Below are 18,181 nucleotides of genomic sequence, written 5' to 3'. Positions count from 1 at the left end.
CTCAGCCGTGGGCCTCCCGCCCGAACGCGTTGACGGCGGCGGCGGCCATGGCGCTGCCGCCGCGCCGGCCGCGCAGGGCGACGAACGGCGCCCCCCGGCTGTCGGCGGCCAGCGCCTCCTTGGACTCGACGGCGCCGACATAGCCCACCGGGAAGCCCAGGACCAGCGCCGGGCGCGGCGTGTCTGGATCGTCAAGCAGGGTCAGCAGGTGGAACAGCGCCGTCGGCGCGTTGCCGATCGCCACGATGGCCCCGCCCAGATGCGGGCGCCACAGCTCGACGGCCGCCGCCGAGCGGGTGGTCTCCATGTCCCGGGCCATCTGCGGCACGGCCGGATCGTTCAGGGTGCAGACCACGGCATTGTCGGCCGGCAGGCGGGCGCGGGTGATGCCCTCGGCCACCATGCGGCAGTCGCACAGGACGGGCGCACCGGCCTCCAGCGCCGCACGGCCGGCGGTTCCGGCCCCCTCGGAGAACACGAGGTCGTCGATCACGTCGGGCATGCCGCAGGCGTGGGCCACGCGCACCGCCACCGCCTCCAGGTCGGCGGGAATGCGGCTCAGGTCCGCCTCGGATCGGATGATGGCGAAGGATTGCCGGTAGATCTCGTGGGCGTCGCGGCTGTAGGCGTTCATGGCGGACTCCGCGCAGAAAAGAGGCCGGCGCCTCTCCGGGAACGGACCGGAGAAGCATCCGATGTCGCGAGGCGTTATCTACACCGAGCCCCGCGCGCGCGAAACCGTAAACCGGTCCGCGCCCCCAGGACGCGGCACGGGTTGTCAGGACGTGGCCCCGGGGCGTATCACCACGCTCGGTTCCCGGAACGACGGGTGAGAGGGATCATGGACCCCTGGCTGACGGTGGTCGGCATCGGCGAGGACGGATGGGACGGCCTGGGCGCGGCGGCCCGGCGGGCCGTGCGGGACGCGCCCGTGATGACCGGCGGCGCGCGCCATCTGGCCCTGCTGCCGGACATCCCGGGCCAGACCCGCGAGACCTGGCCGACGCCGTTCGCCGACGGCTATGACCGGGTGCTGGCGCGGCGGGGCGCGCCGCTGTGCGTGCTGGCCAGCGGGGACCCAATGTTCTTCGGCCTGGGCGCCACCCTGGCGAAACGACTCCCCGCCGCCGAGATGCGCGTCTTCCCGGCGCCGTCGTCGGTGTCGCTGGCGGCGGCCCGGATGGGCTGGGCGCTGCACGAGGTGACCACCCTGCCCCTGCACGGCCGCCCGCTGGCGGCGCTGCATCCGCTGCTGCACGACGGCGTCCGCCTGCTGCTGCTGGCCGAAAACCGCGACACCCCGGCCCAGGTGGCGGCCCTGCTGACGGCGCGCGGCTTCGGCGCCAGCGCCCTGACCGTGCTGGAACACCTGGGCGGGCCGCGAGACCACCGGCTGGATGGCCCCGCTGCCGACTGGCCGCACCCGCCCGGCGCGGATCTGGCGGTGATCGCCGTGTCGTGCACGGCCGACTCCGGCAGCGCGGGCGGCCTGTCGCGGCTGGCGGGCCTGCCCGACGACGCCTTCGACCACGACGGCCAGATCACCAAGCGGGATCAGCGCGCGGTGACCCTGTCCCGGCTGGCGCCGCGCCCCGGCGAGCTGCTGTGGGACGTCGGCGCCGGCTGCGGCTCCATCGGCATCGAGTGGATGCGCACCCACCCGGCGTGCCGGGCCTTCGCCGTCGAGGCCCGCGCCGACCGCCGCGAGCACATCGCCCGCAACCGCGACGCCCTGGGCGTCCCCGGCCTGACGATCATCGCCGGCGAGGCCCCGGCGGCGCTGGACGGCCTGGAGCCGCCCGACGCCGTGTTCATCGGCGGCGGCGTGACCGTCGAGGGGGTGTTCGAAACCTGCTGGGAAGCCCTGAAGCCCGGCGGCCGGCTGGTGGCCAACGCGGTGACGCTGGAGGGAGAAGCGGCCCTGCTCGACCGCCACGCGCGCCTCGGCGGCGACCTGACCCGGCTGTCCGTGGCGCACGCCAAACCGCTGGGCGGCTTCCACGGCTGGCGCCCGGCGATGCCCGTGACCCTGCTTTCCCTGCGCAAGCCGACCCCCGGCCCCGACACAGAGTCAAAGTGAAGTGATGAAAACGATCCTGCTCATCGGCATCGGGCCGGGCGATCCGGACGCCCTAACCCTGGCCGCCGTCAAGGCGATCCGGCGCACCGACGTGTTCTTCTTCCTGGAGAAGGAGGGCGACGGCAAGGATTCCCTGATCCGGTTCCGGCGCGAGATCCTCGCCGAGCATGCCGGCGACCGCTCCTACCGCATCGCCACCGGCGCCAGCCCCAGGCGCGACCGCGCCTCGGCCGACTACCAGGGCGCGGTCGAGGACTGGCGCCACCGCCGCACGCAGGTGATCGCCGACCTGATCGACGCCAACATGAAGGACGGCGAGACCGGCGCCTTCCTGCTGTGGGGCGACCCGGCGCTGTACGACGGCACGATGCAGAACCTGCACGACCTGATCGCCAAGGGCCGCGACGACATCGCCTTCGAGGTCATCCCCGGCATCACCTGCATCCAGGCCCTGACCGCCAAGCACCGAATCCCTTTGAACCGCGTCGGCGAGGAGATCGTCATCACCACCGGCCGCCAGATCGAGACCGGGGATCCGGCGGCGGTCCACAACAGCGTGGTGATGCTGGACTCGCGCGACGCCTTCATGCGGCTGCGCGACCAGCCGGACATGGACATCTTCTGGGGCGGCGACGTCGGCAGCCCGGACGAGATCCTGATCGCCGGCCCCCTGGACGGGACGGCCGACCGCATCGCCGAGACCATCAAGACCCAGCGCGCCCGCAAGGGCTGGGTCATGGACACCTACATCCTGCGGCGGCGCCAACGGGCCAAGGGCTCCTCTCGCACAGACGGGGACGGATAGGGCGCTTGATCTCACCCGGCGGGGACGCTGTTGCCGCCGGACATTCGCTTTCTGGAGCTACCGTGGGGCGGCTCTCGACCTGACGGACGGCGTCAAACCGTGCCGCCATGTGGGCTAGGACCCGAAACGTAAGCGCGAGCGGTTCCTGTCGCCCAGCGCGTTCGCTCCCCCTCGGGGAGGGCCTGCCCATGACCGGCAACGTGATGATTGGCCCGGGCGATGCCGGAACGCGGTCGCGTAAGGGGGTTGGCGCAAGCGCGGGTGTTGGCGTGACCGACGCGGGCACCGGTGGCGATGGTCGCGTCCCATTGTCACGGACACGCCGCGTGGGCCCGCGAACAGGACTGTCAAGGCGGTCAGGCCCTGACGCCGCGCTCCCGCTCTGGAGACGGCGAACGCTTGAATCGAAGGGGGATTGCCATAAAACCAACGCAGGATGTCGACAGGGCGACCAGGAAGACCGAGAGCCCATCGAACATCAGGAGGTAGACGACACTCGGCCAATCGACGTCGAGCCGGACCAGGTCCTGAAAGCCCGGCCTTGTGTAGGGGACCAATCCGCGCCGGATCATGCCCAGATAATAGACGATCATGATTTGCAGGCTGAACGCGGCCAGGCTGGCCTGACCGACCATCACGAGCAGACGACGCCGCTCCAGCCACGGCTTCAGGCGCGGCCACGCCCAGGTGATCAGAACGATCAGACACAGGATGTTCAGCAGCCGGCCCACCCCCAGGGCGTCCCGCTCAAACAGGCCCGGATCCAACCCGACATCCTCGAACTCCAGGATGTGCCAGCGTAGAGCGAAAAACAGTAGGGCGAGACCCGCGGCGATCATTGTCAGCCATGGCGGCGACCGAAAATGCCCGCCCTGCACCTGGAACAGCCCCAAGGCCAGCCCCAGGGTGAAGACCACCTGCCAGGACAGCGGCTGCAACAGCGCCGTGCTCCCCCATGGATGCAAGACGGACGGCACCACCGGGGCCAGCGCCCAGATCAGGACGCCTGTCACGGCCATCAGAAGGGGGTAGCGGGAAAAAAGAAGCAGAAGCAGCGCGGCCAACGCCAGAAAGAAAAGGTACAAGGGCAGGATATTGAAATAGGCGTTCAGATGCTCAAGCATCAGAAGCCCCGCAAGGGATTGCAGCGTCGCCATCCGGTGCTCGATGCCGAGCCCCACCCACGCCAGGGCCATCGTTCCTCCGACCACGACCAGCACGGACGCGGCGTGCCAGAGATAGATCTTCCAGACCCGCAGCGCCATTTTTCGCAGGCCGGACAATACGCCCCGCCGCAGCATGAGGCCGCCGTAAACCCTTGCGACAAGATAACCGGACAGGAATAGGAAACCCGGCAGAGCCGAGGCGAACCCGAATGTCTGCCATGTAAAATATACAATAATGCCTTGCATGTGGTCGACAGTAATAATAAAAATAAAAAGACCCCTTAAGGCGTCCAGCGCCAAATCCCTTTTGGACATTCCGAGTCATCCTCCGAGTGTCTGTCCGGATAGCCCTGATGGGTACCACGAATGGCGTTCGTTTTGGGGACCGGCACACAACATATTGCAGTCTTCGGGGCGGCCGAACACACGGCCGCATACGGTGTCGCCTCGGTTCCATGACCCGCCCGCGTGATAAACGGTGGCGGTCGGATACGGGCCTTACAGTGCCCTCTGGGCCAATCGTTCTCCGTGGATCAGACGTTTAGAGCCGGCTTGTGTCGATCGCAAGGCGGCATCGCACAGGGTCTTCGCCATGATGTATGCGTCTTTGCTTGGCGGTCTGTTGTTGTTGCTGCTCGGCGGCGATTCCCTCGTCCGGGGGGCCGTGTCCATCGCCCAGAGGCTGCGCATGTCGCCGCTGTTGATCGGGTTGACCCTGGTCGGGTTCGGCACCTCCACACCGGAACTGCTGACATCCCTTCAGGCCACGTTCGCGGGGTCGCCGGGCATCGCGGTCGGCAACGTGGTGGGCAGCAATACGGCGAACATCCTCCTTATCCTCGGTGTGGCGGCGGTGATCTGCCCCATGGCCACCTCCCGATCCGCCTTCACGCGCGACGGAACGGTCCTTCTGGTGTCGGCCTTGGCCTGTCTCGGCGTCGTCCTGGTCGGATCGCTGGATCGCCTGTCCGGCCTGGCTCTGGTCGGGCTGCTGATCGCCTATCTGACCTTCACCTACCTCCGGGAACGGACGGTGTCCGACGCATCGTCGGCCATGCACGCCGGGGAAGCCTCGGCGGCGGAACCCCGGCCGCAAAGCCTGTGGCTCGCCATCGTGTTCGCGGTGGGTGGGCTCGCCCTGATCCTGCTGGGGGCACAGTTCCTTGTTCAGGGCGCCATCGCGGTGGGCCGCACCTTCGGGGTTTCGGAAACCGTGTTGGGATTGACCGTGGTGGCCGTGGGCACCTCCCTGCCTGAACTGGTCACGTCCGTGGTCGCCGCGATCCGCCGCCAATCCGATGTGGCCTTCGGCAACGTCATCGGCAGCAACATCTTCAATTCCCTGGGCATCCTGGGCGTCACCGCCGCGGTTCACCCGATCCCGGTCCCGCCACAGATCGCGGCGATGGACATCTGGGTCATGCTTGGCGCGACCCTGCTCCTGATCGTCTTCGCGGTGACCGGCTGGCGCCTGAGTCGGATCGAGGGTGGCGTCTTCCTGGCACTTTACGGCGGGTATATCGTCTGGCTTGGGACCGGCCTGATGGCGGCGCCGCTCTGACCCCGCGAGTGCAGCGACGCCGTCAAGGGTTACACCCTTGACGGCAAACGTCGCTGCACAACTTTATGAATCTAGTACATTCTTCGATCCAGACACATGATGCTCGCTGCATCTTTTTGTCTGGATCCATGCACTCGGGGCGACGATGGAGACTGACTGACGTGACAGGCGTTCAACCGGCAATGCCGAACGATGCCCCCGCGCCGACACCCGCGCCGGCACACCCCAAGATCCGGCCGGCCGTCCCCGCCGATCTCGACGCGCTGACGGCTCTGGAGGTCGCCTGTTTCGAGACCGACCGCCTGACCCGCCGCAGTTTTCGAAGTTTCATCGAAAAGGGACGGGCGAGCCTGCTGGTGGCGGACATCGACGGCCGCCTGGCAGGCTATGCCCTGGTGCTGTATCGCAGCGGGACCGCCTCCGCGCGTCTGTACTCCATGGCCGTCATGCCGTGGGCGCGGCGGCGCGGCCTCGCCGGGTCCCTGATGGGGGCCGCCGAGAACGCGGCGCGAGACCGGGACTGCGTGGTCATCCGCCTGGAGGTCCGCGACGACAACGCGGAGGCGATCGCCCTGTACCGCCGACGGGGATACAGGCCGTTCGGCCGGTACCTCGACTACTATGAGGATCATTGCGAGGCGCTTCGGTTTCAGAAATCCCTGATTGCCTCCGCGCGGACACCCGACGCGCCGCCCTACTATGCCCAGACGACGGACTTCACCTGCGGCCCGGCCGCCATGATGATGGCCATGCGCGCCCTGGACCCCTCGATCCCCTTTGATCGGACCGCCGAGTTTCGGCTGTGGCGGGAAGCAACGACGGTGTTCATGCAGGCCGGTCACGGCGGGTGCGAACCCGTCGGCATGGCGGTCGCGTTGGTGCGTCGCGGCTTTGCCGTCGAGGTTTTCGTCAACCAGGAGGGGCCGTTTTTCGTGGACAGTGTCCGGGCGCCGGACCGGCGCGAGGCCATCGCCCTGATACAGGCCGACTACGCGGCCGAGGCCCATGATCTCGGCCTTCCCATCCATCACACGCCCTTGAACCCGGCCCTGTTGCAGGAGGCTCTTGACACGGGAGCCGTGGTGCTCGTTCTGGTCAGTCATTACCGCATGCTGCGGAGCCGGACGCCCCATTGGGTCCTGGTTTATGGGCGCGCCGGAAACAGCGTCCTCATTCACGACCCCTGGGTGGAGCGGGATCACATGGAAACGGAAGTCGCGGCGTCGGCGTTGCCCATTCCCCTGGCCGCCTTTGACCGCATGTCGCGGTGGGGACGCGCCCGGCTGCGCGCCGCCCTTGTTGTTCGACGGGGAGGCGCCCGATGAGCGACTGGGTCATCCTGACCGAACGCGGGGCCGATTTCGATCAGGCCAGCACGCCGCACAAGGTCCTGTCCGTGCGGGACTACCTCGCCAAGCCGGAGTTGTTCCAGGGGCTGCGGCCCATCGTGATCAATCTGGCGCGCGGGTATGCCTACCAGAGCGCGGGCTATTATGCCTCGCTGCTGGCGGAGGCGCGCGGCCATCGGGTGCTGCCGACCGTCCAGACCATGCTGGAACTGTCGCGCAAGGCGCTGTACGCGGCGGCATTGCCCGACCTGGAAGAGGCCCTGAACAAGGACGCCCGCAAGCTGCCAGCGCGACCGGATCAGGATTTCCGCCTGCTGGTCGGCTTCGGCCTGCCGACGGACCCCGGCTTCCAGCGCTTCGCGACCCTGCTGTTCGACTGGTTCCGGTGTCCGCTGATCGAAGTGTCGGTCGGCGCCGGCGACTGGTTGCGGGTCAAGCGCCTGCGCCCGCTGCCGCCGCACCGCCTGAAGCCGGCCGAGCGCGAGTTCCTCGTCGAGGCCCTGGCCCGGCATTGCAGGCGGACCTGGGGCGCGCCGAAAACAAAGGTCCCCCTGCGCTGGAGTCTGGCCGTCCTGCACAACCCCCGGGAGGCCATGCCGCCGACCAAGCGGAGTTCCCTGGAACGGCTGGCCCAGGTCGGCGCCCGCATGGGGATCGAGGTGGAGCCCATCCAGCAGCGCGACCTGCCCCGGCTGGCCGAATTCGATGCCCTGTTCATCCGCGAGATCACGTCGGTCAACGATCACACCTTCCGCTTCGCCCGGCGTGCCGAGCAGGAAGGCATGCCGGTGATCGACGACACAACCTCGATGGTCCGCTGTACGAACAAGGTCTACCTGAAGGAACGGCTGGAGGCGGCCAAGCTGCCGATGCCCCGGTCGGTGGTGATGGCCGGCGGCGCCGGCCTGAGCAGGGCCGCCGATGTGCTGGGGTTCCCGATGGTGGTCAAGATTCCGGACGGCTCGTTCAGTCGGGGCGTGCATAAGGTGGCCGACCGGAGCGCGCTTGGTGTCCTGGCGCAGGACCTGTTTCAGCAGACCGACCTGCTGTTGGCGCAGGAGTTCATGCCGACCGAGTTCGACTGGCGCGTGGGCGTGCTGGGCGGACAGCCGCTGTTCGCCTGCCAGTACATGATGGCCAGGAAGCACTGGCAGATCATCCACCATGGCGAGACGGGGCGGATCGACGAAGGCCGATTCCGCACGTTCGCCGTCGAGAACGCCCCGGCCGAGGTCGTTGACACCGCCGTCCGGGCGGCCGCGCTAATGGGGACCGGCCTGTACGGCGTGGACCTGAAGCAGAATGATCGTGGGGTGTTTGTCATCGAAATCAACGACAACCCCAACCTGGACAGCAGCATCGAGGGCGCGGTCCTGAAAGACGCGCTGTGGCGCGCGATTCTGCAGTGGTTCCTGCACAAGCTGGAGGGCCGGTAAGGCGCCGTCAGGCGGCCACGTTCGGTTCCGGTCCCGGCGTGCCCGAGAGGCCGCCGTCGCGGTTCGCCCAGATCTGATCATGCGCCCGGCGCAGACGGTTCGGCCGCTCCAGCAAGGCGCGGCGTTCGTCCCGGGTCAGGGCCGCCTGTTCCAGGTGGACCGCGATCACTTCAGCGCGACGGGCGACCTCCGGTGGTAGCGCGGAGCCGCCACCCGCCTCGTTCACCAGCGCGCAGTGCCGGGCGTTCCTGACCGGATCCAGCAACACGGCGGCGAAGCGGTCGGCCGGCGTCGCGCTGGCCAGCAGTGCGCTCAGCCGCGCCTCGTGCTCGTTCGCCAGCGTCAAGACGGGCGGCGGCACGCGATCTTCGGGAATGCCCAGCAGACCCCAGCGCGCCAGGGGCCCGCCGGACTTGCCGCTATCCAGGAGCAAGCAGAGCCACGGTGCGCTCACCAGGCCGGCCAGCACGGGCACCAGCCACCACCCCAGCGCCGGGGCATAGAGCAGGACCGCCACCGTTGCCGCCACGCCGATGACCAGCACATCCACATTGGCGCGTGCGGCGCCGAGCAGAGTCTGGCGTCCGGCCGTGCGGCGCTGCGGGGTCCAGTCCACCCCGGAGCCCGTCAAGATGGCGGCTACGAAGCGCGTGTGGCGGATCATCATAATGGGGGCGATCAGGGCTGACAGAACGGTCTCGACCAGCACCCCGATCACAAGCCGGCCCGCGCCGCCCCGGGCCGCCCGGTCGCGGGAATTGGTCAAGGCCAGCAGCAAGCCCCACAGCTTGGGCAGGAACAGCAGACCCATCATGGCCGCCAGCAAGGCGGCGGCCTCTTCCTCCTGCGAGATCGGCCAGGTCGGCCAGGGCGTGCCGGCACGGAAATACACCGGCTCGGCCACCGACAGGGTCCAGGCCTGCAATCCGGCCAGGATCAGGAACACGAACCACAGCGGCGAGGTGAGATAGCTCATGATCCCGGTCATCAGGTGCGCCCGACTGACCCAGTGCAGGCCGCGGGCAAACAGAATGCGCCCGTGCTGCAGGTTGCCTTGGCACCAGCGCCGGTCGCGAATCATGAAGTCGGACAGGGTCGGCGGCGGCTCCTCGTAACTGCCGGCCAGATCCCAGGCCATTTCCACCCGCCACCCGGCGCGCCGCAACAGGGCGGCCTCGACGAAGTCGTGGCTCAGAATCTCGCCGCCTAGGGGCTCTCGTCCCGGCAGCTTCGGAAGGCCGCAGCAGGCGGCAAAGGCGTTCAGGCGGATGATCGCGTTGTGGCCCCAGTAGTTCCCCTCGCCACCGGCCCAGAAGGCGATGCCGGCGGCACTGAGGGGACCGTAGACGTCGCCGGCGAACTGCAGCAGACGCGCAAACAGGGTCTCGCCCCGCACGAGCTTGGGCGCCGCCTGGATCAAGGCGGTCCCGGGCGAGGCATCAAGACGCCGGGTCAGGGACCAGATGGTGCGGGCCTCCAGCAGGCTGTCCGCGTCCAGGGTGATCATGGCCCCATAGGCCCCGCCCCAGCGCTCGACGAAATCCTCGATGTTGCCGGTCTTGCGGCGGAGGTTGTGGAGGCGCCGCCGGTAGTACAGGGCGGGCAGGCTCTCCCCCCGCTGGCACTCGTCGTGCCACGCCTCGCATTCGGCCAGCCAGACATCCGGGTCGGTCGTGTCCGACAGCACGAAGACATCGAATCGCGCGGCCACGCCCAGCGCGGCCAGATCGTCCCGCATGGCGGCGACCCCGGCGAAAACCCGCGCGGTGGTCTCGTTGTAGACCGGCATAACCAGGGCCACCCGGGGCAGGACGGGATCCAGGCCGGCCGCCCGGTCCTCGAGACCTCCCGGCGGCGAACCGCGTCGGCGCAGGCGCTGCCAGATCAGCAGGAACGCACCGGCCGTCAGGGTGCAGAATGACTGCGCCAGCCAGGCGGCCAGCGGCACGAACACGACGGTCAGCGCGACATGCAGCAGCGACAGGCCGTTCGCGGCCAGCACCTGCACGAACGACAGCGTCGCAGCCATCGTGATCACGGCCACGCAGAATAGAAACAGGCGACGATGCGTCACCATGGTCGGCTCCTCCGTGAGCCCGAACAGACCGCTTGAGCCGCTCTCCCGTGCGGAGAGGCTGTCTCGCAACGGCCGCGCGTCAGTGCGTCATCCCGGGCAAAAGGACCACGGAAATCGCCGCCACCGTCAGCCCCCAGACCAGGGAGCGCATGCGCGGTAGGCGTCCAACCAGCCAGCGACCACGCTGGCGCGAATGATCCTTCAGCTCTTCGAGGGTCAGGGGGTCGAGGGGTTGCCTCTGCATCGGCCGGCCGCACCGCGTGGCGATCGGCGGCCGAACCGCGGCCCCATCAGGGCTCGGCAAGGCCAGCGCCATATGACGTGCCACACCAACAACGATGGGGAAAGCCCGCTGGACTCGGGACGGTCTCAGCCCGGCCATCACCCGCCAGGCGGCCTGTCGGGCGATAGGATCGGCGGCCGCCGTATCCATGTGATGCGCGGCGGTCAGGTAGGTCCGGGCCTTCTCGGCGAGCAGAATGTCCAAACCTAGGGGCGAAAGCGGCATCATCAGTTCGATCTTCCCCCTCAAGCGGCTGCAGGCGGACGCCATTGCATGGTCCAGGTTTCGGAGACGGGCGCTCCGTCACGGGCCAGATGGCACCGCAGGTTCATGGGGCCGGCCCCTTTGGCCATCGTGTCCAGAAAGACTCGCACCCCGCCCGTGTCCGGGTTCAGAACATGCGCCACCCCCTCGACCCGGCCCCAGTCGGCGGATGTGATCACCGCGACATCCTCGGCCGTTCTGAGGGTGCGCAGCGGGCCCTCGACGAAATCGATCACCCATTTGCGACCAAGCCGACGCGTGGTGTCGTCCAGCTCCGTCGAAGGCAGGCCGTAATGACCGGCCGCCGTGTCGAGGCACCAGGCCAGATCGGGTTTCGGTCCGTCCAGCGTCCACTGGATGTCGTAGTCCAGCGACACCGGCCGACCCGGCTCGAAGGGCACGGCCGGTTTCCAGAACGCCACGATGTTATCATTGGTCTCATCCGGTGTCGGAATCTCGACCAAAATGACCTCGCCCTCTCCCCACGGACCCCGCGGACTGACCCAGGCACTGGGCCGCTGATGGTATCGGGCTTCAAGGTCCTGATAGCGATCAAAGCGGCGCACCCGCTGCATCAATCCGAACCCGGCCGGATCGACAAACCGGAACACGTTCACCTCAAGGCGATCAGGATTGTTGAGGGGTCGCCACAGCCACTCCCCGGATCGGGTCTGCATGCCGAGCCCCTGCGAATCATGAACCCGTGGCCGGAAGTCGTCGACGCCGACCCGGTCGATCGGCGCGAAGTCGAACATGCTGGTCAACGCCCCGATTCCCAGCTGTTCCACCGGCCGGCGCGCGAACAGCCGGGCTTGGACGGACGTCACGGTCGTGGTCCCCGGTGTGACCTCGAACCGGTAGGCGCCCGCCAGCGACGGGCCGTCGAGCAGGGCGTACAGCACGATGGACTGGGCCGCAGCCGTCGGCCGTTCCACGTAAAGGTCAGTGAAGCCGGGGAACTCCTCGCCCTCCGGACGGGCGGTGTTGACCGCGACACCGCGCGCCGACAGGCCATAGACGGCCCCGGCGCAGAGGGCGCGGAAATAGCTGGCGCCCTGGAACACGATCAACTCATCCATGACGGCGGGATCGTTGAGGGCGTGGTGGACCCGCAGCCCGGAAAACCCGAGATCACCGAACGTCTCCGGGTCCAGGCCTGTCCGACCGTAGCTGAACAGGTCGGGACGGTATGCGTGCGGAGTCGCGCGCCCGTTCTCGACGGTGTGAACACGAACCGGCGTCCGCAGGTAGCGACCCAGGTGCAGAAGCTGGATCTCGAACGGCGTCTCGCCTCTCCAGATGGCCTGACGGGGGTCGAACCGGATGTCGCGCAAGGCGTCGTAGCTCAAGTCCGCCAACGCCTGCGGGATGTCCTTGGCCGACGGATCGTAGGGGGTCGCCGCGCGGCGGGCCGCCCGATCCGTCAGACGCGCGAAGAAACCATCCGCGTCCTGGGCATGGGCCAAAGGCAACGGCAAAAACGCACCGCCGGCCGCCCCGGCCAGACCGGCAATCCCTGACAGGACCGCACGCCGGGGGATATTCTTACCACCACAAAAGAAAGCGGGACCGGGCGACATGTTGGGGAGGACTCCAGGCGCCTAGCGGCCGACGGAGGCGACGGCCAGATCGATGACATCGCGGCGAACGAGCTTGATCGTGCGGTCGGATCGTCATGGGCGGTACGGATGTCCGCCATCGACCTGCACGGAAAGGGCCCTTCGCAAACAGCAGAGTAAGGCCCCACTCTATGTCACGATAATGGTCATCCACACGCGGCTTTGTGGCAGAAACATGTCATCCCGCGGGGAACAGGGTCCCGACCCGCCGCCCCCCGCCGGCCGCACCATCACGCGGCCTCGACCTCAACCCGGACCACTTAACCAGGGGCTGCGTCACTATCGCGAGACCGTGCGCTGTGCCCTGGTCCTCATCAGCGAATTGAACCGCCCCGGGTTTGCCGGAGGCTCCAGAGTTTGAGAGGATCGAACCGCCCCATGTCTGCCGGGTTGATTGGCAAGGTCGGCCATCACATCGTTCTTCGGTCGTTGTTCAAGACGCAGCCAGCGACTTCTGGTCTTGCGCGGCAGCCGGTCCGTGATGGCGGCCGTCATGGACCTGACACCGATAAGCGGCTCCCGGCACATCGGCGGGACCCCGCGCCATTGCCTGGGAATGGCGCGGGGTGAATGGCGAAGCGGTGGGCCTCGGATGTTATTTCATGCCCAGTTCACCGCGCACGGTCTCGGCCAGGTCCTTGATGGTTGTTTCGGGATCGGCGCCCTCGGTGATCTCCACCAGGGCGGCGGCGATCAGGTCGGTGACGGCGACGCCCTCCGCGCCCGGATAGGCATACCAGGGGCCGGCATAATTGGCGACCTGCTGATGGGCGACGAAGGCGTTGGGGTTGTCCTTGTAGAAGTCGCCGAGATAGGCGTCATCCTCCAGGACCAGGGCGTTTGTCGGGGCATAGCCGGTGTTCTGCACGACCAGCCGGGCGCCTTCGGGGCCGGTGACGAACGTGATGTAGTCCCAGGCGGCCTTCTGAACCTCGGGATCCTCGCTCAGCATGACGATGGCCGACCCCCCGGTCGGGAAGTAAACGGTCGAGGGGTCCTCGGCCGCCACCGGCAGGGCCTTCACGGTGACATCGAAGCCATCGCCAGCGGCCTCAATGAAGCGCGTCATCAGCGACGAGCTTTCCATCATGATGCCGATGGTGCCGGCCGGATAGGCCTGACGGGCCTGGTCCTGACCATAGGTCTTCATGCCGCCTTCGTCGACGAAGCGGGCATAAAGCTCGGCAGCGGCGATGCCGGCCGGCTGGTCGAAGGTGATGTCGCTCTCGTCCTCGGTCATGGGACGCCCGCCGTAGGATCCCAGCAGGGACTGGAAGCGCCAGTCGTGGCGGCCGATCCAGATGCCGTCGATGGTGTCGCCCAGGGCGTCGATCTTGGCGGCCAGTTCGATGACGCCGTCGAAGGTGGTCGGGAAGTCGTCCATCGAGCCGCCGGCCTGTTCCACCAGATCGGGGTTGACGTACATGACCAGGGTGGACGCCGAGGTGGCGAGGGCGTGCTGCTGGCCCTGGTACTGGCCCAGCGAGCGCAGCGCGCCGGTGTAGCCGGCGGCCTCGAACGCGGCTTCGTCCTCGATGAACGGATCCAGCGGCTGGGTCAGGCCGCGGTCTTCCAGGATGCGCCAGCGGTTCAGACCGACGAAGGCGACGTCGGGCAGGGTGCCGGCGACGCTCTCACGCAACAGGCGCTGAACGCCTTCGGCATAGCTTTCCGCAGGACCATCGATCACGATTTCGATGTCCGGGTTGGCTTCCATGAAGGCATCGGCCAGCATCTGCTGCACGTCCGCCCAGATGGTCGGGATGGCGTAATGCACGCGGACCTGGGTTTCCGCCTGGGCGGTGCCCACGGTCAGCATCAGGGCCGTGGCGGTGGCGAGAAGTCTCATGACGGGGTCTCCGGTTCTGTTCGATGGGGGTCGGTCGGACGTGCTTTGGGCAGGGACGGTTCGAGGCGCGTGGGCGCGCTTCTTGGTGGGCCGGATCAGCCGCGCAGCCCCCCAGCGGCGATGCCGCGCGTGAAGGTGCGCTGCGCCAGCAGGAACCCGGCAATGAGGGGGGCCGTGACGATGACGGCGGCAGCCATCAGCGGACCAACGTTGTCTCCGGCTTCGGCATCGCGGAAGAACACGATGCCACGCGGCGGAGTCGCCAGATCGGGATCCGTCACCACGATCAGCGGCCAGAACAAGTCGTTCCAGTGCGCCGTGACGGAAAAGACCGCGAACGCGGTCGCCGCCGGCATGGCCAGGGGAAAGGCGATGCGCCAGACGATGGCGGTTTCCGACAGGCCGTCCACCCGCGCGGCGTCGAACAGGTCGGCCGGCAGGCGGGCCATGAACTGGCGGAACAGGAAGATGCCGAAGACCGACGCCACGAACGGCGCAATCAAGGCGGTATAGGTGTTGATCAGGCGCAGTTCGGCCAGCCCGAGGAAGATCGGGATGGCGGTGACGTGGAACGGCACCAGCAGGCCGGCCAACACCAAGCCGAAGATGACCTGCCGACCGACGAAACGCCGATGCGCCAGCGCGAAGGCGCAGGGCACCGCGAACAGCGTCTGGAACACCAGGATGCCGCCGCAGACGATGACGCCGTTCATCAGATAGCGGGCCAGATCAACCTGGGTGAAGGCATCGACGTAGTTCTGCCATTCCAACCGGCTGGGCAGCAGGTCGACGCCGCGGGTGAAGATCTCGTCGGCCGGCTTGAGTGACAGCGAAACCATCCAGACGAACGGAAGCAACACCACGGCGGCGCCCAACAGCAACCCGACCAGCGCAAGCGTATCCGTTCCGGTAACGCTGCGTTTCATCGGTAGTGCACCCGCGATTCCAGGACCCGGAACTTCAGCGCCGTGAACAGTAGCACGAAGATGAAAAAGACGACCGTGATGGCGCTGGCATAGCCCGCCTTGAAATAGACGAAGCCCTCTCGGTAGAGCGCATAGACCAGCGTGTCGGAGGCGAACGCCGGCCCCCCCTTGGTCAGGGTGGCGACCGTTTCGAACACGCGGAAGGCCGTGGTCGCCGTAATCACGGTGACAAACAGGGTGGTCGGCCCCAGCATCGGCCAGGTGACGGTCCAGAAGCGTTCCCAAGGGCGCTCGGCCCCGTCCACCGTGGCGGCCTCGTACAGCGAGGCGGGAATAGCGGACAGACCGGCCAGGAACAGGACCATGTTGTAGCCGACCGACTGCCAGATGCCGATCGCGGCCAGGGTGTAGAGCACCAGTCCGCGATCCGACAGCCAGTCCTGACGCGGCAGCCCCAGGGCGACCAGGGCGGTATTGACCGGACCGATGGTCGGATGCAGCAGCATCTGCCAAGCGATGGCCATGGCCACCAGCGTCGCCGCCACGGGCAGGAAGTAGACCGCGCGCAGTGTGTTCGACAGCCAGCCCGCCCGCCGCGCAAGCCGGTGCAGCCCCAGCGCCACCAGCAACGCCAGAATGATGGAAAACGGAATGACGACGGCGGCATAGATCAGGGTGTTGACGATGGCGCGTCGGCCCAGCGGGCTGGACACCATGTCGGCGAAGTTCTGTAGCCCGATCCAGTTGAACGTCCGGGCGCCGAACTGATAGTCGGTGAACGACAGCATCGCCACCAGCGCGACCGGCACGAAGATCAGGACCGTCATGGCCAGGGTGGCGGGACCGACCAGCCACAGGGTCGTCAGACCCTCCCGCCAGGCGCGCGCCCCGCCCATCATGCCGCCGCCCTTTCAAGCGAAAGATCCAGCCGCTCACCGCCGTCGGCGTCGAACACATGGACATGCTCGGGCGCGAAGCCCAGCCGCAGGGGCGAATCCGGCGCCGGCGGTGTGACGTCCCCCGGGGCGACGGCCCGGATCTCGACATCCTCGGCGACCTTCAGGGTCAGCACCGTCTCGGCGCCCAGATACTCGGCGCCGACAAGCCTGCCTTCGAGCGGGCCGGCGGGGTCGAGGTACAGATGCTCCGGCCGCAGCCCGATCACGACGGTGCGCGGCGTCGTCAACCCAATCGGCCGGCAGCGCGCGAACGCGCCGGAGGCCTGTCCCGGGGCCAGCGAGACCGGCACCAGATTGATGGGGTGATCGCCGATGAAGGCCGCCACCGCCCGGCTTTGCGGAGTCTCGTACAGGGTTCGGGGCGGGCCGATCTGGGCGATGCGGCCCTCCAGCATCAGGGCGACCTGATCGGACATGCTGATGGCTTCGGTCTGGTCGTGCGTGACATAGACGAAGCTGCGCCCGGTGCGCGTGTGCAGGGCGCTCAGCTCGGCCCGCATCTGGGTGCGCAGCTTGGCGTCCAGGTTGGAAAGGGGCTCATCCAGCAGAAAGACCGACGGCTCGCGGATCAGGGCGCGCCCGACCGCCACGCGCTGCTGCTGACCGCCTGACAACTGGCCCGGCTTGCGGCCCAACAGGTCGGTCAGGTCCAGCATGGCGGCCATGGCGGCGACGCGCGCTTGGATGGCGCGTCGGGTCTGGCGCGTCCCGCCATGCAGGCCGCCGACCAGGGGCAGGCGCTGCCAGCGTGATAGTTCACGCATGGTCAGAGGCAGGGCCATGTTCTGGGCCACGGTCAGGTGCGGATAGAGGGCGTAGGACTGGAACACCATGGCGATGTTGCGGGCCGTGGCTGATCGGTCCGAGACCTCCTCGCCGTTCATCAGGACCTGTCCGCTGTCCGGCCGGTCGAGGCCGGCCATGATGCGCAGCGTGGTGGACTTGCCGCAGCCGGACGGCCCCAGCAGGGACGTGAAGCTGCCGTCCGGAACATCGAGCGAGATTCCGCGCAGCACTTCCGTTCCGCCAAAGGACCGCCGGACGTTCCGCAGTTCCATGGTGGGGCCGCCTCCGTGTCCGATCTCAAGGCCGGACGATAGCCAACGCCCGGCGTAAGATCCACGTCACAACGGTGTAAGTTTTATGACATATCGGGGAGCATCAGGAGCGACTCCGCCACCCGCGCGACGGCCTCCGAAACGGACCCGACGGGAACCACGCCCGACACATCGGGCGGCTCCTCCAGGCCGATCACGGTCTTGCCGAAGTGCAGGCCGTAGGCGATCTCCGTCAGGGTCCCGTACGAGCCGCCGATGGCAACCAGGACCAGAGAGGCCCGGGCGATGACGGCATTGCGCACCTCGCCCAGGCCGGTCGCCAGCGGCACCACGATATCGCGATTGGCCGTGCGCCAGGTGGTGTCCGGTAGGATGCCGATGGTCAGACCACCGGCGGCGCGCGCCCCGGCGGAAACCGCCGCCATGACACCGGATCGCCCGCCACAGACCACCGGTAGGCCGAGTGTGGCCAAGTGGTGGCCGAGGTCGCGCGCGGTTTCCATCTGCGCCGGCGTGGCCTCGCGCGGGCCGATCACGCCCACCGGCAGGGCGCGGGCGCCGGCACGCAGGGCGGCGGCCACGGCCTCGCGCGGCGAAACGTCAGCCCAGTCCGGCGACGGAGCGGCGTCGGCAGGCCGCCACATCCACATCCAGGGGTCCAGGCGGCACCCGTCCGAGCGCCACAGCCCGCCATCATGATCGACCCTATAGCGCACGCCTTCCATGTCCGCATCCTGTCCGGTATACCG

Annotated in this window: 15 protein-coding genes; 5 read left to right on the top strand and 10 right to left on the bottom strand. The window is 68.0% G+C overall.

The window, feature by feature from the left end; all coding sequences use genetic code 11:
* Position 1: 1 nt before the first annotated feature.
* Complete coding sequence (locus tag BLS85_RS06745; RefSeq protein WP_092784204.1) at positions 2-634, bottom strand: precorrin-8X methylmutase; 633 nt, start codon at positions 632-634, stop codon at positions 2-4.
* 207 nt (positions 635-841) lie between these two features.
* On the opposite strand from BLS85_RS06745, the gene cbiE reads away from it, so the two are divergent.
* Positions 842-2,080, top strand: coding sequence for a precorrin-6y C5,15-methyltransferase (decarboxylating) subunit CbiE (gene cbiE / locus BLS85_RS06740; protein ID WP_092784201.1), 1,239 nt, complete (start codon positions 842-844; stop codon positions 2,078-2,080).
* Positions 2,081-2,084: 4 nt separating this feature from the next.
* Positions 2,085-2,885, top strand: a complete 801-nt coding sequence (cobF, locus tag BLS85_RS06735) for a precorrin-6A synthase (deacetylating) (protein WP_092784745.1) — start codon at positions 2,085-2,087, stop codon at positions 2,883-2,885.
* 356 nt (positions 2,886-3,241) lie between these two features.
* Here the strand turns inward: cobF and opgC are convergent, their stop codons facing one another.
* Positions 3,242-4,366: an OpgC domain-containing protein gene (gene opgC / locus BLS85_RS06730; RefSeq protein WP_092784198.1), complete on the bottom strand. Its 1,125-nt coding sequence runs from the start codon at positions 4,364-4,366 to the stop codon at positions 3,242-3,244.
* A gap of 277 nt (positions 4,367-4,643) precedes the next feature.
* On the opposite strand from opgC, the gene BLS85_RS06725 reads away from it, so the two are divergent.
* From BLS85_RS06725 to BLS85_RS06715, 3 genes are all read left to right on the top strand, one after another.
* The gene (locus tag BLS85_RS06725; RefSeq protein WP_092784195.1) at positions 4,644-5,612 is read left to right on the top strand and encodes a calcium/sodium antiporter; all 969 of its coding nucleotides are present in this window, start codon (positions 4,644-4,646) and stop codon (positions 5,610-5,612) included.
* Positions 5,613-5,773: 161 nt separating this feature from the next.
* The gene (locus BLS85_RS06720; RefSeq protein WP_218128328.1) at positions 5,774-6,937 is read left to right on the top strand and encodes a peptidase C39 family protein; all 1,164 of its coding nucleotides are present in this window, start codon (positions 5,774-5,776) and stop codon (positions 6,935-6,937) included.
* Positions 6,934-8,397 (top strand): RimK family protein, encoded by a 1,464-nt coding sequence (locus BLS85_RS06715; RefSeq protein WP_092784188.1) that lies wholly within the window; start codon positions 6,934-6,936, stop codon positions 8,395-8,397. The genes BLS85_RS06720 and BLS85_RS06715 overlap by 4 nt, the downstream gene beginning before the upstream one ends.
* A gap of 7 nt (positions 8,398-8,404) precedes the next feature.
* On the opposite strand, the gene mdoH is transcribed toward BLS85_RS06715, so the two are convergent.
* The 8 genes from mdoH to BLS85_RS06675 form a co-directional block, all read right to left on the bottom strand.
* Complete coding sequence (mdoH, locus tag BLS85_RS06710) at positions 8,405-10,474, bottom strand: glucans biosynthesis glucosyltransferase MdoH (RefSeq protein ID WP_092784185.1); 2,070 nt, start codon at positions 10,472-10,474, stop codon at positions 8,405-8,407.
* A 79-nt stretch (positions 10,475-10,553) separates the two neighbouring features.
* A complete protein-coding gene (locus BLS85_RS06705) occupies positions 10,554-10,985 on the bottom strand; it encodes a hypothetical protein (RefSeq protein ID WP_143027115.1) in 432 nt (143 codons plus the stop codon).
* A 17-nt stretch (positions 10,986-11,002) separates the two neighbouring features.
* Positions 11,003-12,601 (bottom strand): OpgD/OpgG family glucan biosynthesis protein, encoded by a 1,599-nt coding sequence (locus BLS85_RS06700; RefSeq protein WP_092784180.1) that lies wholly within the window; start codon positions 12,599-12,601, stop codon positions 11,003-11,005.
* Between the two features lie 634 nt (positions 12,602-13,235).
* Positions 13,236-14,489 (bottom strand): ABC transporter substrate-binding protein, encoded by a 1,254-nt coding sequence (locus BLS85_RS06695; protein WP_092784177.1) that lies wholly within the window; start codon positions 14,487-14,489, stop codon positions 13,236-13,238.
* Between the two features lie 95 nt (positions 14,490-14,584).
* On the bottom strand, positions 14,585-15,415 hold the full coding sequence (locus BLS85_RS06690) for a carbohydrate ABC transporter permease (RefSeq protein WP_092784174.1): 831 nt from the start codon (positions 15,413-15,415) through the stop codon (positions 14,585-14,587).
* Positions 15,412-16,314 (bottom strand): carbohydrate ABC transporter permease, encoded by a 903-nt coding sequence (locus tag BLS85_RS06685; protein ID WP_092784171.1) that lies wholly within the window; start codon positions 16,312-16,314, stop codon positions 15,412-15,414. The genes BLS85_RS06690 and BLS85_RS06685 overlap by 4 nt, the downstream gene beginning before the upstream one ends.
* Positions 16,311-17,432 carry an ABC transporter ATP-binding protein gene (locus BLS85_RS06680; protein WP_092784168.1) on the bottom strand — a complete coding sequence of 374 codons (1,122 nt, stop codon included), beginning with the start codon at positions 17,430-17,432 and terminating at the stop codon, positions 16,311-16,313. The genes BLS85_RS06685 and BLS85_RS06680 overlap by 4 nt, the downstream gene beginning before the upstream one ends.
* Positions 17,433-17,515: 83 nt before the next feature.
* Positions 17,516-18,157, bottom strand: coding sequence for an SLOG cluster 4 domain-containing protein (locus tag BLS85_RS06675; protein WP_092784165.1), 642 nt, complete (start codon positions 18,155-18,157; stop codon positions 17,516-17,518).
* Between the last annotated feature and the right edge of the window lie 24 nt (positions 18,158-18,181).

It is taken from the genome of Rhodospira trueperi, from assembly GCF_900101965.1.
In the GTDB taxonomy this organism is placed as follows: domain Bacteria; phylum Pseudomonadota; class Alphaproteobacteria; order Rhodospirillales; family Rhodospirillaceae; genus Rhodospira; species Rhodospira trueperi.
This window is presented reverse-complemented; position numbering and strand designations above follow the sequence as displayed.